Annotated in this window: 16 protein-coding genes; 8 read left to right on the top strand and 8 right to left on the bottom strand. The window is 45.9% G+C overall.

From position 1 onward, the window contains the following. Positions 1–1,602 (top strand): hypothetical protein, encoded by a 1,602-nt coding sequence (locus A3L09_RS10150; RefSeq protein WP_088858842.1) that lies wholly within the window; start codon positions 1–3, stop codon positions 1,600–1,602. Here the strand turns inward: A3L09_RS10150 and A3L09_RS10145 are convergent. The 8 genes from A3L09_RS10145 to A3L09_RS10110 form a co-directional block, all read right to left on the bottom strand. Then, entirely contained in the window at positions 1,584–2,795 is a 1,212-nt protein-coding gene (locus A3L09_RS10145) for a glycosyltransferase family 4 protein (protein WP_088858841.1), read from the bottom strand. The two genes, A3L09_RS10150 and A3L09_RS10145, sit on opposite strands and share 19 nt — an antisense overlap. Beyond that, entirely contained in the window at positions 2,752–3,450 is a 699-nt protein-coding gene (locus A3L09_RS10140; RefSeq protein ID WP_088858840.1) for a class I SAM-dependent methyltransferase, read from the bottom strand. Before A3L09_RS10140 ends, A3L09_RS10145 begins: the two co-directional genes overlap by 44 nt. A 116-nt stretch (positions 3,451–3,566) precedes the next feature. Next, a complete protein-coding gene (locus A3L09_RS10135; protein ID WP_088858839.1) occupies positions 3,567–5,054 on the bottom strand; it encodes a flippase in 1,488 nt (495 codons plus the stop codon). A 41-nt stretch (positions 5,055–5,095) separates the two neighbouring features. Next, positions 5,096–5,959, bottom strand: a complete 864-nt coding sequence (rfbD, locus tag A3L09_RS10130; protein WP_088858838.1) for a dTDP-4-dehydrorhamnose reductase — start codon at positions 5,957–5,959, stop codon at positions 5,096–5,098. Between the two features lie 10 nt (positions 5,960–5,969). Continuing rightward, the gene (gene rfbC, locus A3L09_RS10125) at positions 5,970–6,527 is read right to left on the bottom strand and encodes a dTDP-4-dehydrorhamnose 3,5-epimerase (RefSeq protein WP_088858837.1); all 558 of its coding nucleotides are present in this window, start codon (positions 6,525–6,527) and stop codon (positions 5,970–5,972) included. A gap of 37 nt (positions 6,528–6,564) precedes the next feature. Beyond that, positions 6,565–7,566, bottom strand: coding sequence for a dTDP-glucose 4,6-dehydratase (gene rfbB, locus A3L09_RS10120; RefSeq protein ID WP_088858836.1), 1,002 nt, complete (start codon positions 7,564–7,566; stop codon positions 6,565–6,567). Positions 7,567–7,575: 9 nt separating this feature from the next. Next, the gene (locus A3L09_RS10115) at positions 7,576–8,634 is read right to left on the bottom strand and encodes a glucose-1-phosphate thymidylyltransferase (protein WP_088858835.1); all 1,059 of its coding nucleotides are present in this window, start codon (positions 8,632–8,634) and stop codon (positions 7,576–7,578) included. Between the two features lie 285 nt (positions 8,635–8,919). Further along, on the bottom strand, positions 8,920–9,597 hold the full coding sequence (locus A3L09_RS10110; RefSeq protein ID WP_088858834.1) for a metal-dependent hydrolase: 678 nt from the start codon (positions 9,595–9,597) through the stop codon (positions 8,920–8,922). 187 nt (positions 9,598–9,784) lie between these two features. Here A3L09_RS10110 and A3L09_RS10105 point away from each other — a divergent pair, with 187 nt between their 5' ends. The 7 genes from A3L09_RS10105 (at position 9,785) to A3L09_RS10080 (ending at position 17,846) form a co-directional block, all read left to right on the top strand. Further along, positions 9,785–11,161 carry an acetate--CoA ligase family protein gene (locus A3L09_RS10105; RefSeq protein ID WP_088858833.1) on the top strand — a complete coding sequence of 459 codons (1,377 nt, stop codon included), beginning with the start codon at positions 9,785–9,787 and terminating at the stop codon, positions 11,159–11,161. A 2-nt stretch (positions 11,162–11,163) separates the two neighbouring features. After that, on the top strand, positions 11,164–11,322 hold the full coding sequence (locus tag A3L09_RS10985) for a hypothetical protein (protein ID WP_198362272.1): 159 nt from the start codon (positions 11,164–11,166) through the stop codon (positions 11,320–11,322). After that, entirely contained in the window at positions 11,309–11,770 is a 462-nt protein-coding gene (locus tag A3L09_RS10100) for a type II toxin-antitoxin system VapC family toxin (RefSeq protein ID WP_088858832.1), read from the top strand. Before A3L09_RS10985 ends, A3L09_RS10100 begins: the two co-directional genes overlap by 14 nt. Further along, positions 11,771–13,714: an indolepyruvate ferredoxin oxidoreductase subunit alpha gene (iorA, locus tag A3L09_RS10095; RefSeq protein ID WP_088858831.1), complete on the top strand. Its 1,944-nt coding sequence runs from the start codon at positions 11,771–11,773 to the stop codon at positions 13,712–13,714. It begins immediately after the preceding gene. 1 nt (position 13,715) lies between these two features. After that, positions 13,716–14,324, top strand: coding sequence for an indolepyruvate oxidoreductase subunit beta (locus A3L09_RS10090; RefSeq protein ID WP_088858830.1), 609 nt, complete (start codon positions 13,716–13,718; stop codon positions 14,322–14,324). A 70-nt stretch (positions 14,325–14,394) separates the two neighbouring features. Further along, positions 14,395–16,029: a DUF2357 domain-containing protein gene (locus A3L09_RS10085; RefSeq protein WP_088858829.1), complete on the top strand. Its 1,635-nt coding sequence runs from the start codon at positions 14,395–14,397 to the stop codon at positions 16,027–16,029. Next, positions 16,026–17,846 carry an McrB family protein gene (locus A3L09_RS10080; RefSeq protein ID WP_088858828.1) on the top strand — a complete coding sequence of 607 codons (1,821 nt, stop codon included), beginning with the start codon at positions 16,026–16,028 and terminating at the stop codon, positions 17,844–17,846. The genes A3L09_RS10085 and A3L09_RS10080 overlap by 4 nt, the downstream gene beginning before the upstream one ends. The last annotated feature ends 21 nt before the right edge of the window (positions 17,847–17,867 follow it).

The raw sequence follows: 17,867 nt of genomic DNA, 5'->3' as shown, positions 1-17,867 counted from the left end.
ATGAAGAAACTCTTAATAGTGGGGGTCATGTGTTTATTTATAACCTTATCAGCTTATCTGAATCTGACCTATGAAATTACCAGTGGTGGGTTTCCAGGAAAGGTTGTCACTTTTATTTATACTAACTTTCAAAATTATCATTATTCTTTTTCATTGGTAGATAAGGGAAGTGTGGTTATACTTACAGTCTTATCAGAACTTTTATCTGAGTCCCCGGAGCATATATTGTTGTTTCCATTTGGAATTTTCTTTACATCCTTGGGCTACTATGTGTTATTTAAGGAAATATTTAATTCAACCAAAATTGGATTTTTCTTTTTGGTATATGCACTAATTGGTGGTCTCGCAAGTGGAGATCAAATTGGAGCTTATGCTGGGGCGTGGGTCTTTATACTACTTGCCCTGTTTATACTTTTTTTATATAAATATACATTAGATAGTGAAAATCATAAATTTGTAGTTATTGTTTACTTTCTATATGTTGGGTTATTTATGTACTGGCATACACCAGAAGCTATAGCATTATTCTTTTTCACATCTTTGGTCGTTGTATTGATAATTGTAAGTTTAATGACAAAAATGGATCATAAAAAGGAGATTAATGGGAAATATATTTTTGTTTATATATCAATGTTAGTTACAACTTTGTCGTTTAAGGAGTTGCTGTTTACGAAAGGCGGATACATATCTCAAATAAGTTTGAGTACCTTTGTTAGATCCTATACTGATTGGATACATCTAGTGGCTGTTAGGTTAAGACTCATTAATGTCAACACGAAACTAAGTAATTCTTTTTACTACACTCCCTCTAGTAAACTAGCCACCGTGAGTACAGTGGCCGATTCCATACTTATACTATTTATTATATTTCCAGTTATAGTTAGTTATATTGTGGACATTAAAATATTAATAAGTAAGGACTATTCTTTTACAAGATTATTGGTCCTTAAATGGTCATTGATATCGACTCAAGTTCTTTTAACAATTTTTTATGGCCTCACTGGTGGGGCAGGCCCGGGAATAACTACAACGCTGTTTCCAATCGCTTCCGTTATTAGTATCCTGGAGATAAAGCATTATCTGAAATGGGAGATGTTTAAAAATTTATTGACTTTATACTTAGCGGTACTCCTTATCTTGAACACTTTAGGTGTTGTTTATCCGGTAGTAGACAAGGTTGAACATCCAGGTCTTAAATACATAGACCTCGCGACAAGTGCGTACTGGTTCAGTGAGAAACTAAGTGCCAAAGAAATAGCCTCTAAAGGGGTGTTGACTGATTTTAAAACGGCTACTAAAGTCTCGACTTTGCTTGCAAAACGCAATATACAATTTAATTACATATGCTTTACTCCAGAATATTATCAGGTACTTTCTGGAGATTACCATAAAATCAAAAAATTCAGTGACAGTGGAAGTTTGAAGGAGTTTAGATATGTTCTAGTTGATATTAAATATATTAAAAAACCAGTGGAAGTTGACCAAGGATGGATCCCCTTGAAGCCTATCGCGACTATAATGGGCAAACTTAACTTTAACCATAATTTAAACAAGATATATGATAATAGGCTGATTGTTATGTATCACCATATAAACTGCTGACATTGTGATTTTATACTTTTCGCGATCTCGCATGCTCTTAGCCGTTTTTGTTGGTTGATCTCAATATCAAACTCTTTTGCAATATTTCGTCTTTGTATTTTGAGTTTTCGATTATCTTTTTCATCATTTTCATTTAAAACCTCAATGAGGGCTTTGGCGAAAGTTTTTTCATCTACGTTTGCTGGGAGAAGACGTCCGAGTTTACTATTTCTGATTAGCAATGGTACGAGGCCAACGTCTGTAGAGACTACAGGGATACCACATGCAAATGCTTCAAGCGCAGGAAGAGGTCCTGTTTCTACCGTGGATGTTATAGCTAACACGTCTGCACAGTTGATCAATTCTGGGATTGATTTAAGTGGGAACTCTCCCATAAAAATAACATCTTTATTCAAATCAAGCTCTTTTATTAAAGTATCTAGATACTCTTTATATTTATAGTTCTTCACGGGTCCTACGAATACAAGCTTTGTATTTGGGATCATTGACCTAACAATAGCAAACGATCTGATTAGTAAATCTCCTCTTTTTATCCTGTTGACTACTGCAACTTGTAATATGACCTTGCTTGACATGGGAATTCCATACTTGCGCCGAACTCTTCCTTTATCTAGAGGTTTAAATAACTTAGTATCTACAGACTCGTGCGTCATTCTATATATTTTCTTTGCAACCCACAGGTATCTATTTTTATAATAACCACTGTATCGAGGTGAAGCAATGATTATATCTACATATCTTAAAAATATCGGTTCTACTATATTGTAAACTATTTCCATGAGATAAGATAAAACGCGATTTTCTTCTCTAACTGCTCGAAAATGTGTAAAAACACTCTCGAAAACTTTTGGATTTTTAGGTTTAAACATTATAAATGGTAGAAGATATGCTGGATGAGAGGATATTATAACTGCAGAATCTGGTATTTTTAAAAAAGGGACTTGGAACATAAGTTTTAAGGTAAACAATATCCAATTTTTAGGCTTTTCAAATATAGGGATGAAAGTGAAGTTTTCATCTTCGAATTTTTTTTCTCCTTCTTTCATTCCAATAAGTGTAACTTTATATTCTCTTTTTTTTAGGAGATATTTTATGAATCTTAAATATGTGGCAGGATTTCCTGAAGCTTTACTTTCCACATATGCTGGATCAAATGGGAACACTACTACTATGGGTATATTCTTGTCTTCCATTATTACTATCCTCCTTTTTTCTCAAAATAAAAAACAATCCTGGCGAATATATGGGAAACTTTTTTAATATTTTATATGCTATTTTCCAAAAACCTCTTGGTGCTGTTCCTACTGAAAAATAAAAAGATTCAACTTCTAGGTCAGTTCCTTTAATCAATCGCATAAAGGTCGCATAAGTTGGCCAGAAAGTGTGACCTGCAAGATACATCTCCCTACCAAAAATTCCATGTCTGAGCATATAATAAATGAAGCGCAAACTGAAGGCATTTGGTAATGTAACAATTAATTTTGTTTCCTTAGACATGACCTTGCTGATCCTCTCAAGAGCCTCCCCTGGATTTTTAGTGTGTTCGATAACATCTGCAGCAACTATTACATCCCATTTTATATTCTTTATTTCTTCGATTTTATCAAATTCCTCTACATTACCATAGATTATATCCGGTTGTTTTATTAACTCTATGGCCTCTTTATCTACATCGATACCAAGTAGGAACTTCGCATGTTCTCTCATCTTTACATGTAACGACTCTTCAAAATTTTTTGCATCTCCAATAGCACCGATGTGACAAACTTTTTTCCCTTTAATCAATTCAATAATTTTTTCAGGTTTTATGACGACTTCTGTTTTTGGAATTTTAACTTCTAACCACATGTTTCTTCTCCCTCAAATGCTATGTGCAATCCATAGCTTAAAAATTTTGTCTCCTCTTGGCAACTGTAGTGTGCCGAAATACTAAATGAGCTAAATGAGCTTATGACTAGCTGGATTTACTCCCTAAATCTTTTCTTTATCATTAAAAACAGCTCAGTATCTTCTTTATCAATACTTCCGCTAAGATAAACTAAAATATAATAAACCCCCAAAAATACCAAGAGAATAAGAACTGCATACCGAAGGGTTAGTACTGTTATATGTATGCTCTTAACAAATCCAAGCAAAACGAAGCCAATAACTAAAGACTTTGTGCAATTTCTGCTAAAGGGATGAATTTTGATCCTCCGATAAAGCCAGAAAGACTTAATCACATTAGCGGCAGTATATGAAGTTGCAGTAGCACTAGCGGCTCCGACTATTCCGTATCTGGGAATTAGAAGGGCATTCAGTATAATATTGAAAATGGCTGCGAAAGAGTTTCCAATCAAATTTAATTTTGGTTCCCCAATTGCAATTAAAGTCCACTCATTTAAGCCTAAAAATGCATGGGTCATAAACCCTAGTGCTAGAATCTGAAGTGTCAAGCTAGCAGGGATATAGTTTTCCCCAAATAGAAAGTTTATGGTTGCCTCGGGAAATATAAAAATTACGCTGAAGAGAGGAAAAGTTAACAGAAAAATCCATTTGGTTAACACTTGGTAAATTCTCTTCATTTCCGGTATCTTTCTCTGGACATAGAGTTGAGATAAAGAAGAGAGATAAAGAAATGCGGCAGAGTTCAAGAAAACTGGAAGTAACTGGGCTAAAGGAGTTGCGGCGTTGTAAAGACCAACAATATTGGAACTTTTGTAATAACCTAACATTAATGTATCTGCCCAGGTAATCACAAAACCTATGATACCTGTAAGCATGAGGGGAATTGAAAATTTGATAAGTTCCATTCCAATTCTCCAATCAAAGTAGAATCCTATCTCAAAGATACCACGAGTTTTGACTTCAACAAATAGTATGAACCATATTGCAGATTGGGCTAGGGTATACGCCAAAAATATTGAAATAAATGGGAAGTTAAGTAGCGCTATAGATAGAACAAATATTAGCAACAATAATGGATAAAATATATTAAAAAATACCCTCTCTCTGACTCTCCCAAAGCCTTGAGTACTTGACACTATATTCACAGTTACTGCGGCAAATGGTAATGCAAAGGACATTATTTTTAGACCATAAGCTAATCTTCCTTCACTGAAGACTTGGGAAATATTTTCCGCTCCGAGAACTAGAAATATTGTCCCAGCTAAACTGCTCAATGCAACCACAATCAGAGCCGTAGAAACCAGTACCTTAACTTTCGAAGGTTCGGTTTTCTTGTAAACTGCAACTTCTCTTGGTAGGGCATTAGGAATACCAAGTGTAACTATAATAAATATGACGTTCAAAACAGTTAAAGCCAAATTAAACACTCCGTACTCACTGACAGAAAAGTATCTTGCTATTACAGCCCTATTTAAGAATCCAAAGAACATTGAAACAACAGTTCCAACGAAGACTATTCCTGTTCCCCTCGCAATCTTGTGTAATTCTTGGCTTGTCTCGTTCATATAGAAGCCTTCCTGTTAATCTTTTTAGTTTTATTGTTGTTTTACACTTCTGCCTTCTCTGTTAAATACTTCCGTAATGCATCTTCCCAAGACTCCATTCTCAAATGGAGTTTTCTCAGTTTCTTATTCTTCAGCGCGGAGAACCTCGGCCTCCTTGCCAACCTATTGAGCTCATTTGACTTTATGGGCTTTATTTGGACGTCCCAGTTCAAAATCTCAAATATTATCTTGGTGAACTCATACCACGAGCAAAAGCCTTCATTGACTATGTGATAGATTCCGAACTCCGCCTTTAATTTCAGAAACTTCCTCAAAGTTCTGGCGACATCCTTTGTGTACGTTGGGCTCATGAACTGGTCTTCCACGATTCTAAGTTCTTCTCCTCTTTTTGCCTTCTCAATGACCCACTCGACGAAGTTCCCGCCCTTGCCGCTTGCTCCAGCTTTTCCGTAAAGGCTTGCTACCCTGATTATATAATGCTTAGAAGAGTAGTTCTGAGTGAAAATCTCCCCAGTGTACTTGCTAGCCCCATAGACGTTTATCGGGTTTGGAACATCATCTTCAGTATACGGCTCTCCCTTTTCTCCATCAAAAACGTAGTCAGTGCTGATATAAACGTTGATCGCTCCAATCTCATTTGCAACCCTTGCAACATTCAAAGCCCCTATCGCATTCACAGCAAAGGCTTTCTCAGGATAACGCTCGGCATCGTCCACCCTAACGTACGCGGCAGTGTTGATAATAACGTCTGGCTTCATTCGTTTGAGAATTTCAAGAGTTTTCGGAATAGTCACATCGAGGTCTTTATGTGTTAAAGGGATAACCTCAAAATTCGAGTCTTCACTGAAGATCTTTACGAGGTCTGTCCCAAGCTGACCGTTTGCTCCAATTATAGCTACCCTCATTTGTTATCACCTAAAACAGCTCGCCTTTCTCAACAAGCTCCCTCAAAGTTGGCCACTTCTGGTCCTTTGGCGAGATTATAGGGTCTTCAACCGGCCACTTAATTCCCACATCGGGATCGTTCCATATCAGGCCGCCTTCATAGTCGGGGGCGTAGACGTTGTCCACCTTGTAAACAACCTCTGCGACATCGCTCAGAACCACGAACCCGTGGGCAAAGCCCCTTGGAATGTAGAGCTGGTACTTGTTGAACTCTGATAAAATAACCCCAACGTACTTCCCGAAGGTCGGAGAGTCTTTTCTCAAGTCCACGGCAACATCGTAGATGACCCCCCTAACGGCCCTCACTATCTTCGCCTGCGCGTAGGGCCCTCTCTGGAAGTGCAGACCCCTAAGAACGCCGTATTTTGAGCGAGAGTGGTTGTCCTGCACGAACTCCCCCTTAATGCCGGCCTTCTCAAAGTCGGACTTCTTGTAGGTCTCCATGAAGAAGCCCCTCGCGTCCTCGAAGACCGTGGGCTTTATCAGGATGACGTCAGGAATCTCCAGCCTCTTGAACTCGAAGGGCATTTTTATCACCTTTCTTCAAAGCGGGTCAATAACCAGTTTACCATCCCAGTTTCCAGGGCGTAGGATGGAGAACTTTCTCGTTAACTAACGGCCTCCACCACCACTCGTTTTCGAGGTACCATCTAACGGTTCTCCCAATGCCCTCCTCGAAGCTGTATTTGGGGCGCCACTTGAGGTCGCGGGTTATCTTCCAGGAGTCGAGGGAATAGCGGAGGTCATGGCCGGGCCTGTCCTCGACGAACTCGATTAGACTATTATCTTTACCCATAAGTTTCAGGATAGTCTTGACAACCTCTATATTCCTCTTCTCCTCGCCGGCGGAGATGTTGTATACCTCCCTTGATTCTCCATTGAGTAAAACGGCCTCAATTGCCCTCACGTGATCCTCCACATAGAGCCAATCCCTGACGTTTTGGCCCGTGCCATATATTGGAATCTTGAGATCCATGCTTGCCCGTATTATCGTCTTTGGGATGAGCTTCTCTGGGAACTGGTACGGGCCATAGTTGTTGGTGCACCTTGTTATGGAAGCGTTCAAGCTGTAAGTTCTAGCCCATCCGAGGACGAGCATGTCGCTGGCCGCTTTGGTGGCGGAATAGGGTGAGGACGGCATCAGGCGGTCGTTTTCGGTAAAGGAACCCCTTAAAATGTCACCGTAGACCTCATCCGTGCTTATGTGGACGAACCTAACTTGAGGATTTTCTTTCCTGACGGCTTCCAAAAGAGTGTATGTTCCAACAACATTGCTATTCAAAAAGTGCTCCGGGCTTGAAATGCTCCTGTCCACGTGGCTTTCTGCGGCGAAATGTACCACTCCGTCAGCTTTCTTAACCAACTTGCTCACGAGTTCAAAGTCCGCTATGTCTCCTTTGATGAAGGTATATCTTTCATCCTCTTCAAACTCTTTCAGATTTGCAGGGTTGGAGCCGTAGCCGAGCTTGTCCAGGTTTATCACTTCCCAGTCATCGTGTTTCTCCAGAACGTAGCGGATAAAGTTGCTTCCTATGAAGCCCATCCCTCCCGTTACAAGAAGCCTCATGGTTTCACCTCACAGTATAAGCCTGGAATTGTCGCCGACGACGAGTTTCCTGCCAAGTGGGTGGGAAGTGCCGTTGATTATCCTCACGCCCCGCCCTATCAGGCTCTCAACTATCCTCCCCGCGTTCCTTATCTCGCTGCCTTCCAGAACTATCGAATCCTCGATCTCGGTGTTCTCAATGAGGACATTGTCGCCAATGCTCGTGTATGGCCCGATGTAGGCGTTTTTAATCCTGCAGTTCTTCCCTATAACGACCGGTCCCTTGATAACAGTATTCTCGTCAATTTCTGTTCCTTCCTCAATGACAACCCTTCCGTGGATTCTGGCCTTTGTGTTAACTCTAACGTCCCTCTTTATGTCGTCCAGAATCAGCCTGTTGGCGTCTAAGAGGTCCTCGGGCTTCCCCGTGTCCTTCCACCAGCCGGTGACCTTTGTCCACCCGACTTTGTAGCCATTGTCAATAAGCCACTGGATTGCATCCGTAATCTCAAGCTCGTTCCTCCAGGACGGCTTTATGTTCCTCACCGCTTCATGGATAACCGGCTTGAAGAAGTATATGCCGACCAGTGCAAGGTTGCTCGGTGGAGCTTTGGGCTTTTCAATGAGTCTCTTTATGGTCTTACCGTCTTCGCTCAGCTCGGCAACTCCGAACTGCTGGGGATTAGGAACCTCCTGAAGGAGTATGCTGGCATCGAAGTCGTTCTTCTCGAAGTACTTTTTGTGTTTCACGATTCCCTCTCTCAGTATGTTGTCTCCAAGGTACATTACGAAGTCCTCATCACCCAAAAAATCCCTCGCGACTAGAATGGCATGGGCCAGCCCCTTTGGCTCCCCCTGGTAGATGAACTCAATGTTGGCATCCCATTCCCTGCTTAAGACCGTCTTCTTAACCTGATCTGCGTTAGGGCCAACTATTATTCCTATTTCATGAACACCTGCCTCGATTACATCTTCAATGGCGTAGAACAGCACGGGCTTGTTTGCCACTGGAATTAGCTGCTTCTGCTGGGAATATGTGAGCGGTCTAAGCCTGGTGCCGTGACCTCCAGAGAGTATGAGCGCTTTCATTACACCACACCGTAAAAATTAATCCCTTTAAAGCTTTAAACCTTTTCGAGGGGTCAAATGAGCAGGGTTATCACGCCTATAACCAAAACTACAATGTTTATCACCCGCTTAAGCCGTTCGCGATCAACCGTGGAGTTAACGTGCGTGCCCAAATAAACTCGTTCTTCTAGGAAGAAAACCTGTCAAATCGATTTCTCAATATCTGGATACACAAAACATTAGCAACTAGTACCTTAGTTGATGCGGTGCATCAATGGTAAGAATAGAAAAAAATTCCTTATAGCTTCAAACCTTTAACTCTTCTCCGGGCTGGAGTATAACGACCTCAGCCTTCTCTCCAACGAGCCTCTTGAACTCCTCGGGATCTTGAGCTATTGGAGGCCAAGTGCTGTAGTGCATCGGCACAACCTTCTTCGACTTGAGAAGTTCAACTGCTTTGGCCGCTTCTTTTGGACCCATAGTGAAGTGCCCTCCTATCGGGAGGAGGGCCACGTCAATCGGACCGTAGAGCTCGTTGAAGAGCGCCATATCGGAGAACACGAACGTATCTCCCGCGTGGTAGATGGTCTTCCCGTCGAGCTTCACTATGAAGCCGGAGGCGTTGCCTATGCTGTGTATCCCGTCGCTGCTGGAGTGCCAGGCCGGGACCTGGACGATGAAGACCCCGTCGATTTCAGTGGGCCCGTAGTTCATTCCTATCGTCTCAACTTTTCCATCGGACTGCTCGCTTATGTAGTTCGCCACGTCATACATGGCAACTATCTTCGCTCCAGTCCTCTTTGCTATCTCAATTGAATCTCCAACGTGGTCGCCATGGGCGTGGGTTACTAGGATGAGGTCTGCCTCAACTTCCTCTGGCTTAACGGCCGCCTTCGGGTTGCCGCTGAGGAACGGGTCTATCAGGATCTTCTTGCTCCCCTCGATCAGAAAAGCCGCGTGGCCCAGGAACTTCACCTTCACCATTGCCACCACCTCCAGAATAAAATAACCGGAGCTTACTTAAAGGTTTCGGGTGTTCATGCTGGGCTTTTTAGTGTCCTTTTTTGCCCATAGAGGAATCTTTACGCTCAATAGTGCCTGAAAATTCCCCGATGCCCGTTTTGGGAAAGCTTATATACGATTCCACCGAGGTTTTAACGGTGAGTAATGGATGACGCTGGACTACTTCTTCAAGCCAAAGGCTATAGCCGTTATCGGGGCATCGAACGACCCCCTCAAGCTGGGCTACGAGGTCTTCAAGAACCTCAAGAAGTACAAAGCCGGGAAGGTTTACCCTGTAAACGTCAAGGACGAGGAAGTTCAGGGAGTAAAAGCCTACAAGAACGTGAGGGACATTCCTGACGAGGTTGACCTCGCGGTGATAGTGGTGCCGAAGAGGTTCGTCAAGCAAACGATAATCGACTGCGGCGAAAAGGGCGTTAAGGGGATAGTCCTCATTACAGCGGGCTTCGGCGAGGTCGGCGAGGAGGGCAAGAAGGAAGAGCGCGAGCTCGTCGAGATAGCCCACAAGTACGGAATGAGGATAGTCGGTCCTAACTGCGTTGGAGTTATGAACACACAGGACGATATGAACGCCACCTTCGTCATGGACGCGAAGAAGGGCGATATAGCCTTCATCAGCCAGAGCGGTGCTCTCGGTGCCGGAATCATCTACAAGACCGTCAAGGAGGGAATAGGCTTCTCCAAGTTCGTAAGTATAGGCAACATGGCGGACGTTGACTTCTCCGAGTTCATGGAGTACCTCGCTAACACTGAGGAGGACAAGGCCATTGCCCTCTACATAGAGGGCCTCAAGGACGGCAGGAAGTTCATGGAGGTTGCTAAGCGCGTCACCAAGAGGAAGCCTGTGATAGTCCTTAAAGCTGGGAAGAGCGAGAGCGGTGCCAGGGCCGCATCGAGCCACACCGGCTCTCTCGCCGGAAGCTGGAAGATATACGAGGCGGCCTTCAAGCAGAGCGGCGTTATAATCGCCGACACCATAGATGACATGCTGAGTATGGCGAGGGCCTTCACCCAGCCGCTTCCGAAGGGTAAGCGCGTTGCCATAATGACCAACGCCGGCGGCCCCGGAGTTCTAACGGCTGACGCAATAGACAAACTCGGCCTTAAGCTGGCCAACCTCGAGGAGAAGACGATTGAGGAGCTCCGCTCGTTCCTGCCTCCAATGGCCGCAGTCAAGAACCCGGTGGACATGATAGCATCAGCGAGGGGGGAGGACTACTACAGGACTGCAAAGCTCCTTCTCCAGGACCCGAACGTTGACATGCTCATAAGCATCTGCGTCGTGCCCACTTTCGCTGGAATGACGCCGACGGAACACGCGGAGGGGGTTGTTAAGGCAGTTAAGGAGGTTGACAACGGCAAGCCCGTCCTCGGCCTCTTCATGGCAGGCTACGTGAGTGAGAAGGCCAAGGAAGTCCTCGAAGCGAACGGAATTCCAAGCTACGAGAGGCCGGAGGATGTTGCTGCAGGTGCCTACGCCCTGGTTGAGTTTGCCAGAGCCAGGGGAGTTTTGAAGGAGGAGTGAGCATGGAGGCCCACGCGAAGCCAGGTGAGAAAGAAGCAAAGCTTCCCCCTGTGGCTCCCCTGACCATCAATGATGTCTACGAAAAGATCAAGGGTCTTATTGGTGAGATTGAAAAGGATCCTCACGAACTCCTGAAGGAGATGCGGGATGCTCGTGGTTGACACCTCAGCATTGGTGGATGCAGCAATACCTGTGAAGGGCAAGGAACACCGGAACATGATGGCAAGACGGGCAATGTCCAGTGCCGAGAGTGCTGGAATCCCCTTAGCAATGCCAAGGCTTGGGGTAGTTGAGACCATAAGTCTCATCAAAAGGCTAACTGGAAGGGACGATGTAGTTAGCCTCATTGAGGAGTATCTCTCAAGTAGAGTTCTCCAGGTTTCGGAGGACTGGATATTCGAGGATGCAAAGGATGTTGCCAGAAAAATTCACCCTCGGGCTGCTGATGCATACTTCATCCCCACTGCCAAGAAATTTGATGCAATGTTGATTTCATCAGACAGGGATATGGTTAGTAGAGCTCGAAAGATGGGTGTTAAGGCGTTTTACATTTTGGATGAGGCTGAACTTGAGGATTTCCTGAAAGAGGTATCTGGAGGTGCCGTTTAGATGGCGAAAGTTACCGACATAGTGTTGTGGGACAAGCCGGGGGAGAAGGTTCTCCTCCTGGGCAACCACGCGATAGCCAGGGGAGCGCTCGAGGCGAACATAGCGGTTTACGCGGCCTATCCTGGGACTCCGAGTTCCGAGCTGACTGATACTATGGCGGCCGTTGCAGAGAAGGCCGGCGTTTACATGGAGTACTCAACCAATGAGAAGGTGGCCTTTGAAACCGCCCTCTCCGCAGCATGGAGCGGTCTCAGGGCAATGACTGCCATGAAGCACGTTGGACTGAACGTCGCGGCCGATACCTTCATGAGTGCCGTTGGCATGGGCGTCGAGGGCGGATTCGTGATAATGGTCGCCGACGACCCGAGCATGTGGTCTTCTCAGAACGAGCAGGACACTAGGATGTACGCCAAGTTCGCCAACGTCCCCGTCCTTGAGCCCAGCTCGCCGCACGAGGCAAAGGAGATGACGAAGTATGCCTTTGAGCTGAGCGAGAAGTTCAAGCACTTCGTCATCCTGAGGACGACTACGAGGAGCTCCCACGCGAGGGGCGACGTTGTCCTCGGCGAGCTCCCGGAGGAGATCAAGACAGGCAAGAGGAAGTTCGGGAAGTTCAAGAAGGACCCGACAAGGTTCGTTGACATCCCCGCCCATTCGAGGAAGTTCCACCCGCTGATCCTTGAGAAGATCGAGAAGATACGTGAGGAGCTGAACAACTGCCCCTTCAACTGGATAGAGGGCAAAGAGGATGCAAAGGTTGGTATCATCGCCCCGGGTCTCAGCTACTCCTACGTCAAGGAAGCTCTTGCCTGGCTTGGAGTCGAGGACGTCAAGATCCTTAAGCTCGGAACACCTTTCCCAGTCCCATACGGCCTGCTTGAGAAGTTCATGGATGGCCTTGAGAAGGTCCTCATCGTTGAGGAGCTTGAGCCCGTCGTCGAGGAGCAGGTCAAGACCTGGGCCTACGACAAAGGTTTGAGGGTCCCGATACACGGAAAGGATCTCGTTCCAAGGGTATACGAGATGACCACGAGGAGGGCGGTTGAAGCGATAGCAAAGTTCCTTGGAATCGAAACTCCGATAAACTTCGCCGAGATCGACGAGAAGTACGAGAAGGTCTCCCAGATAGTCCCCCCGAGACCGCCGAGCCTCTGTCCGGCCTGTCCGCACAGGAACACTTTCTTCGCGATAAGAAAGGCGGCCGGGCCAAAGGCCATATTCCCGAGCGACATAGGATGTTACACCCTCGGTGTCCTTCCGCCGCTCAAGACCGTTGACACCACCGTTGCGATGGGTGCCTCAATTGGAGTTGCCCACGGCCTCAGCATAGCGACCAACGGCTCCCTGGCCGAGAAGGAGTACAAGGGCGGCAAGGAGAAGCAGATCATCGTGGCCACCATAGGTGATTCGACGTTCTTCCACACCGGGCTCCCGGCTTTGGCGAACGCCATCTACAACCGCTCCAACGTTCTCATCGTCGTCCTCGATAACGAGGTCACTGCCATGACCGGAGACCAGCCCAACCCCGGAACCGGCCAGACACCGCACGGACCAGGAAAGAGGATTCTAATTGAGGAAGTCGCTAGGGCAATGGGCGCCGACTTTGTGGAAGTTGTTGACCCCTACGACATAAAGGCCACCTACGAGACCATAAAGAAGGCCCTCAAGGTCGAGGGAGTTAGTGTAGTCGTCTCAAGACAGCCGTGCGCCCTCTACAGGATCGGCCAGATGCGCAGGAGGGGCGAGAAGTGGCCCATCTACCACGTCATCGAGGACAAGTGTACCGGCTGTAAGATCTGTATCAACGCCTACGGCTGTCCGGCGATCTACTGGGATCCAGAGACCAAGAAGGCGAAGATCGACCCGAGCATGTGCTGGGGCTGCGGCGGATGTGCCCAGGTATGTCCGTTCGATGCCTTCGAGCCCATGAAGGAGGGTGAGTGAAATGAGGGAGTACAACATCGTTATCACCGGAGTTGGCGGCCAGGGAATACTCACCGCCGCTAACTTGCTCGGCTGGGCCGCCCTTCACGCCGGCCACAAAGTTCGTGTTGGCGAAGTCCACGGAATGAGCCAGCGCTTTGGAAGCGTCATCGCTTACGTAAGGTTTGGGGAGGACGTCTACGGCGCGATGGTTCCCGAGGGAAAGGCCGACGTCATACTCTCCTTCGAGCCGGTTGAAGCGCTCCGCTACATCAACTACCTCAAGAAGGGCGGTTTAGTCTTCACCAACGCGAGACCGATTCCGCCGGTCCAGGTCTCGATGGGACTCGCGACTTACCCAACCCTCGACGAGATGAAGAAGATCGTGGAAGAGGACTTCGGCGGTAAGTTCATGGCCTTCGACGCCGAGAAGCTGGCCCTCGAAGCTGGAAACATCGTGACAACGAACGTCGTCCTCATCGGCGCCCTCAGCCAGACGCCGGGCTTCCCGCTTTCAGAGGAGGGGATAAAGGAAGTCATCAGGATCAGCGTTCCGCCGAAAACCATTGACGTCAACATGAAGGCCTTTGAGCTCGGCGTTAAGGCCGCCAAGGAAATGCTGGGGCTTTGATGCCCTCTGTTTTTCTTTCCCTTCCAAAAGGCTTATTAGCTTTTGTAGTGAGTAACTTTTTGATGCAAGTATGGAGTGCATTGACCCTAATGATGATAAGTGGAGCGAGGATTGGGTAATATTTCCTGCTAGAGGCGGTTGTAGGGCATTTAAAGGGGCAGACAGAGTTTATCTGCTGGAATGGACCGGCTATCTCATTGAAGGGAAAGACCTTGAGGCAGTGCTGATCAACGGCAAGCCGGCTAAGAGGCTTAAAAATGGCTTCTTTTTAGTCTCTTTTGGGAATTTCGTTGGGTTCTCTAACTTAACTCTCAAGTTCAGGAGGAAGGTGATAGAACTTCCCGTGGAAGTGCTTTCTCTAAAAGTCTCAAAGATATACCCTGGAAAGTTTTCCTCCCTTAGAGGGCACTGGGTAGAGAGACTTTCCCACCTTCAAAACATCTTTGTGAACGTGCTAACTGGGGACGTCCTTCAGTATTCAAGCACAATTCCGTTCCATCTGGAGTCTCCTACTGAATTCTCAACGGTAGAAAGTGAGGAGCCCATCAACGAGCTCTTCGCTTACCACTATCTCCGCTCGAACAGCGGGAGAATAATCAGTGCCTTTGAGACTGTGCTTCACCGTATTGAGAAAAAGCTGATCGTCGAGAATGAATGGCTGAGAGCAGATGAAGTCAACGACGTAACCCTGGAAACCCTTTTATCCATTGTTCAACACCCGGATTATCTATCACCTGCGGGGGAGGGGGTTCTGATAGCCGAGTATCTCGACGGTTATGCCCCCACTAGGGTTCTAGGTACAAGAAAGTATGAAAGCCCCGATACTCCAGAAAACCGCTTTGTCAAGTACCTCCTAAACCTGCTCATTGAGTGGGGTGAGCGGGTTATTGGAGCCTTTGAAAATGAAAACATAGCAGGGATCGATGAGATCAGAGAGCTTCTCGGGAAACTTGAGTTTATAGCTATGGATGGAGTATGGGATGATGTTGGTGACATGATTGTCTTCCCTCACACCTCCCAGACCCTGCTGAAGGGTAATGGTTACCGTGACCTGCTTGAGCTTTACCGTGAGTTCACTGCTTACGTCCCCTTCTTCGAAGAGCTTGGAAAAGCGATTGACAACAAAGACATTGCGAAGCTCTATGAGTACTGGTGCTTCTTTAAGCTGGTAGGGAAACTTGGGAATATCCTCGGGAGTAGGGGGCTTAAACTCCACGTAACACCGCTGGGAGAGCTCTCTGAGAGGGGAGACGTCTACGCTGAGTTTGACAACGGTTGGCGGCTGTATTACAACAAACGGCTAGTTCCCAGGAAGTGGAGCTATTCAGTGACGCTGAGGCCTGACTTCTCGCTGTTCACTGGAAATCCTACTAGGAGAAAAACCCAGTTAATAGGAGTATTCGATGCAAAGTTCAAGCTTGACGTGGTAGACGAAAAGGGGAGAAGGGAGTTTGATAAAGAAACTGAGACTGCTGAAAAGACAGGAAGCTACGAGACGTGGGCAAAGCTTGAAGACATCTACAAGATGCACACATACAGAGATGCTTTAGGGGCTAAGTTTGCCGTGGTGCTGTACCCTGGAAATAGGAATGTGTTTTTTGACAAGCATAATAAAAGGGTCACTGAAATCCTCCTTGAAAAAATGCTAACCGGAAATATTCAGGGAGTTGGGTACCTAAGTTTTACTCCGGAGGTGAAAGAATGATAAGCGACATTGAATATGTGTGGGTTGAACGAATAAACTTAGGCAACGAGGATATGAAGGAAAATTTTGAGAGAACGATAAAAAATGGGGTCGAGATTAACGAGAAATTAGAGGTTATTTTGAAGGAAGTTCTTGGGGAAGAGGAATACTCAGACTTTGTAACTAGAGACAATGGCAGAAAGAAAGTGCGATTCTGGGGCAAGGGACAGTCATATGAAAGATATGGCCTTCCGGATTTTGGCGACATGATAATACTGATTGGATACCAGAGAGGAAGATATGAACCCGCAATGTTTATTGGAATAACAAGCCGCACTTATAATGATGAAAGATTGAGGGGGTATTTAAGAAACCACACTGATGTTACTTGGAATGAGCCTGACAAGTTTCCCAATGTGTTCTTTGTAAAACTCAGGGAATATATGGACGAAAGGTTGGCCAAAGAAGTTGGGGAACTATTCGATGCAGGGCAGTTGATACCCCCGCGAGGGAGTCTTTCGAAAATACCGATCTCCAAATTTAGTGAAGAAAACCAGCAAAAACTCCTCACTATTAGAGATCAGCTGTTGTCTGAAGTTCACATAATTATGGATAAGTTATCTATAAGTACTCTAGGGGATGAGAAAGTGAACCTGCTTTGGAAATATCTTCTCTCTAAAGGTTTCCTCTACCCGAAGCACCTTGTCTCCCAGTTTTATGTTGCTTTGAAAACTAAGGGCTTCGTAATACTCTCTGGCTTAACTGGAACAGGCAAGACTAAGATAACCCAAGAGCTGGCCGAGTTACTTGATCCTTCAAAAGAAAACTTCCTTTTCCTCCCCATTCGCCCGGACTGGCGTGATTCTAAAGCACTCTTAGGGTATTATAACCCACTAACGGATGAGTATCATAGAACCAAACTCCTCGGCTTTCTTCTAAGGGCTGTGGAGGACTACCAGAATAACCGCGCCAATGCAAAGCTCTACTTCCTCCTCCTTGACGAGATGAACCTGGCCCACGTTGAGTACTACTTCGCAGACTTCCTCAGCGTCCTTGAGAGTGGGAGAGATGAAAATGGCTTTAGTAAGGAACCGCTCAGGCTCCATGATAATGATGAGATTGCTAAAAAGCAGGGGATTCCAAAGGAGTTTAAACTCCCACCGAACCTTTACATAATCGGAACCGTCAATATGGACGAGACAACTTACGCCTTCAGCCCAAAAGTCCTTGACAGGGCCTTTGTGGTGGAGTTCCACGATGTTGACCTTGGGAACTATCCACCTGCCGGTGGAAACTCATCAGAAAACTTTGAAGGCTTGAGGGATTCATTGCTGTGTGATCTGAGGGGCTCCAACGGAAAGTTTCTTGCTAACAGGAAGAAAGAGATAAACGAGGTGGTTAATGAGCTCAAAACAAAAGAGTACTGGCAAATCCTCCAAGACCTTAACAGGGCCCTTGAACCCTACGACCTGCACTTTGGCTACAGGGTTGTTGATGAAATCGCCCTGTTCTTCAAAAACGCAAAGGAAAGTGAAGGAAAGGGCATTGTGAAGTTCGAGAGCCATGATGAAATCTTTGACTTGGCACTGCTTATGAAAGTCCTTCCCAAGTTCCACGGCAACAGAAAGAAGCTTGAGAAGCCGTTAAAAGAAGTCTTGAAGTTCTGCAGTGGGGAAAGCTTGGAGATCAGCATTGACAACCTTGGTAGGGCTGAGATTGTTGAAATATTAAAGAACTGGCAAGTCCAAAAGAACAACTTCCGCTTTAAGCACACAGCCAAGAAAGTCCTTCACATGCTCCGCCAACTCTACGAGATAGGCTTTGCAAGCTTCAGTTGACATTTCATTTTCTTACAAATT

Origin of the sequence: Thermococcus profundus (genome assembly GCF_002214585.1) — an archaeon.
Classification (GTDB): Archaea; Methanobacteriota_B; Thermococci; order Thermococcales; family Thermococcaceae; genus Thermococcus; species Thermococcus profundus.
Note: the sequence above shows the minus strand (reverse complement) of the source record. Positions and strands in the feature narration are given on the sequence as shown.

Excerpts from the sequence above, each read along its gene's own strand:
- A3L09_RS10150 (WP_088858842.1), top strand. The coding sequence starts at position 1 with ATGAAGAAACTCTTAATAGTGGGGGTCATGTGTTTATTTATAACCTTA.
- A3L09_RS10145 (WP_088858841.1), bottom strand. The coding sequence starts at position 2,795 with ATGGAAGACAAGAATATACCCATAGTAGTAGTGTTCCCATTTGATCCA.
- A3L09_RS10140 (WP_088858840.1), bottom strand. The coding sequence starts at position 3,450 with ATGTGGTTAGAAGTTAAAATTCCAAAAACAGAAGTCGTCATAAAACCT.
- A3L09_RS10135 (WP_088858839.1), bottom strand. The coding sequence starts at position 5,054 with ATGAACGAGACAAGCCAAGAATTACACAAGATTGCGAGGGGAACAGGA.
- rfbD (WP_088858838.1), bottom strand. The coding sequence starts at position 5,959 with ATGAGGGTAGCTATAATTGGAGCAAACGGTCAGCTTGGGACAGACCTC.
- rfbC (WP_088858837.1), bottom strand. The coding sequence starts at position 6,527 with ATGCCCTTCGAGTTCAAGAGGCTGGAGATTCCTGACGTCATCCTGATA.
- rfbB (WP_088858836.1), bottom strand. The coding sequence starts at position 7,566 with ATGAGGCTTCTTGTAACGGGAGGGATGGGCTTCATAGGAAGCAACTTT.
- A3L09_RS10115 (WP_088858835.1), bottom strand. The coding sequence starts at position 8,634 with ATGAAAGCGCTCATACTCTCTGGAGGTCACGGCACCAGGCTTAGACCG.
- A3L09_RS10110 (WP_088858834.1), bottom strand. The coding sequence starts at position 9,597 with ATGGTGAAGGTGAAGTTCCTGGGCCACGCGGCTTTTCTGATCGAGGGG.
- A3L09_RS10105 (WP_088858833.1), top strand. The coding sequence starts at position 9,785 with ATGACGCTGGACTACTTCTTCAAGCCAAAGGCTATAGCCGTTATCGGG.
- A3L09_RS10985 (WP_198362272.1), top strand. The coding sequence starts at position 11,164 with ATGGAGGCCCACGCGAAGCCAGGTGAGAAAGAAGCAAAGCTTCCCCCT.
- A3L09_RS10100 (WP_088858832.1), top strand. The coding sequence starts at position 11,309 with ATGCTCGTGGTTGACACCTCAGCATTGGTGGATGCAGCAATACCTGTG.
- iorA (WP_088858831.1), top strand. The coding sequence starts at position 11,771 with ATGGCGAAAGTTACCGACATAGTGTTGTGGGACAAGCCGGGGGAGAAG.
- A3L09_RS10090 (WP_088858830.1), top strand. The coding sequence starts at position 13,716 with ATGAGGGAGTACAACATCGTTATCACCGGAGTTGGCGGCCAGGGAATA.
- A3L09_RS10085 (WP_088858829.1), top strand. The coding sequence starts at position 14,395 with ATGGAGTGCATTGACCCTAATGATGATAAGTGGAGCGAGGATTGGGTA.
- A3L09_RS10080 (WP_088858828.1), top strand. The coding sequence starts at position 16,026 with ATGATAAGCGACATTGAATATGTGTGGGTTGAACGAATAAACTTAGGC.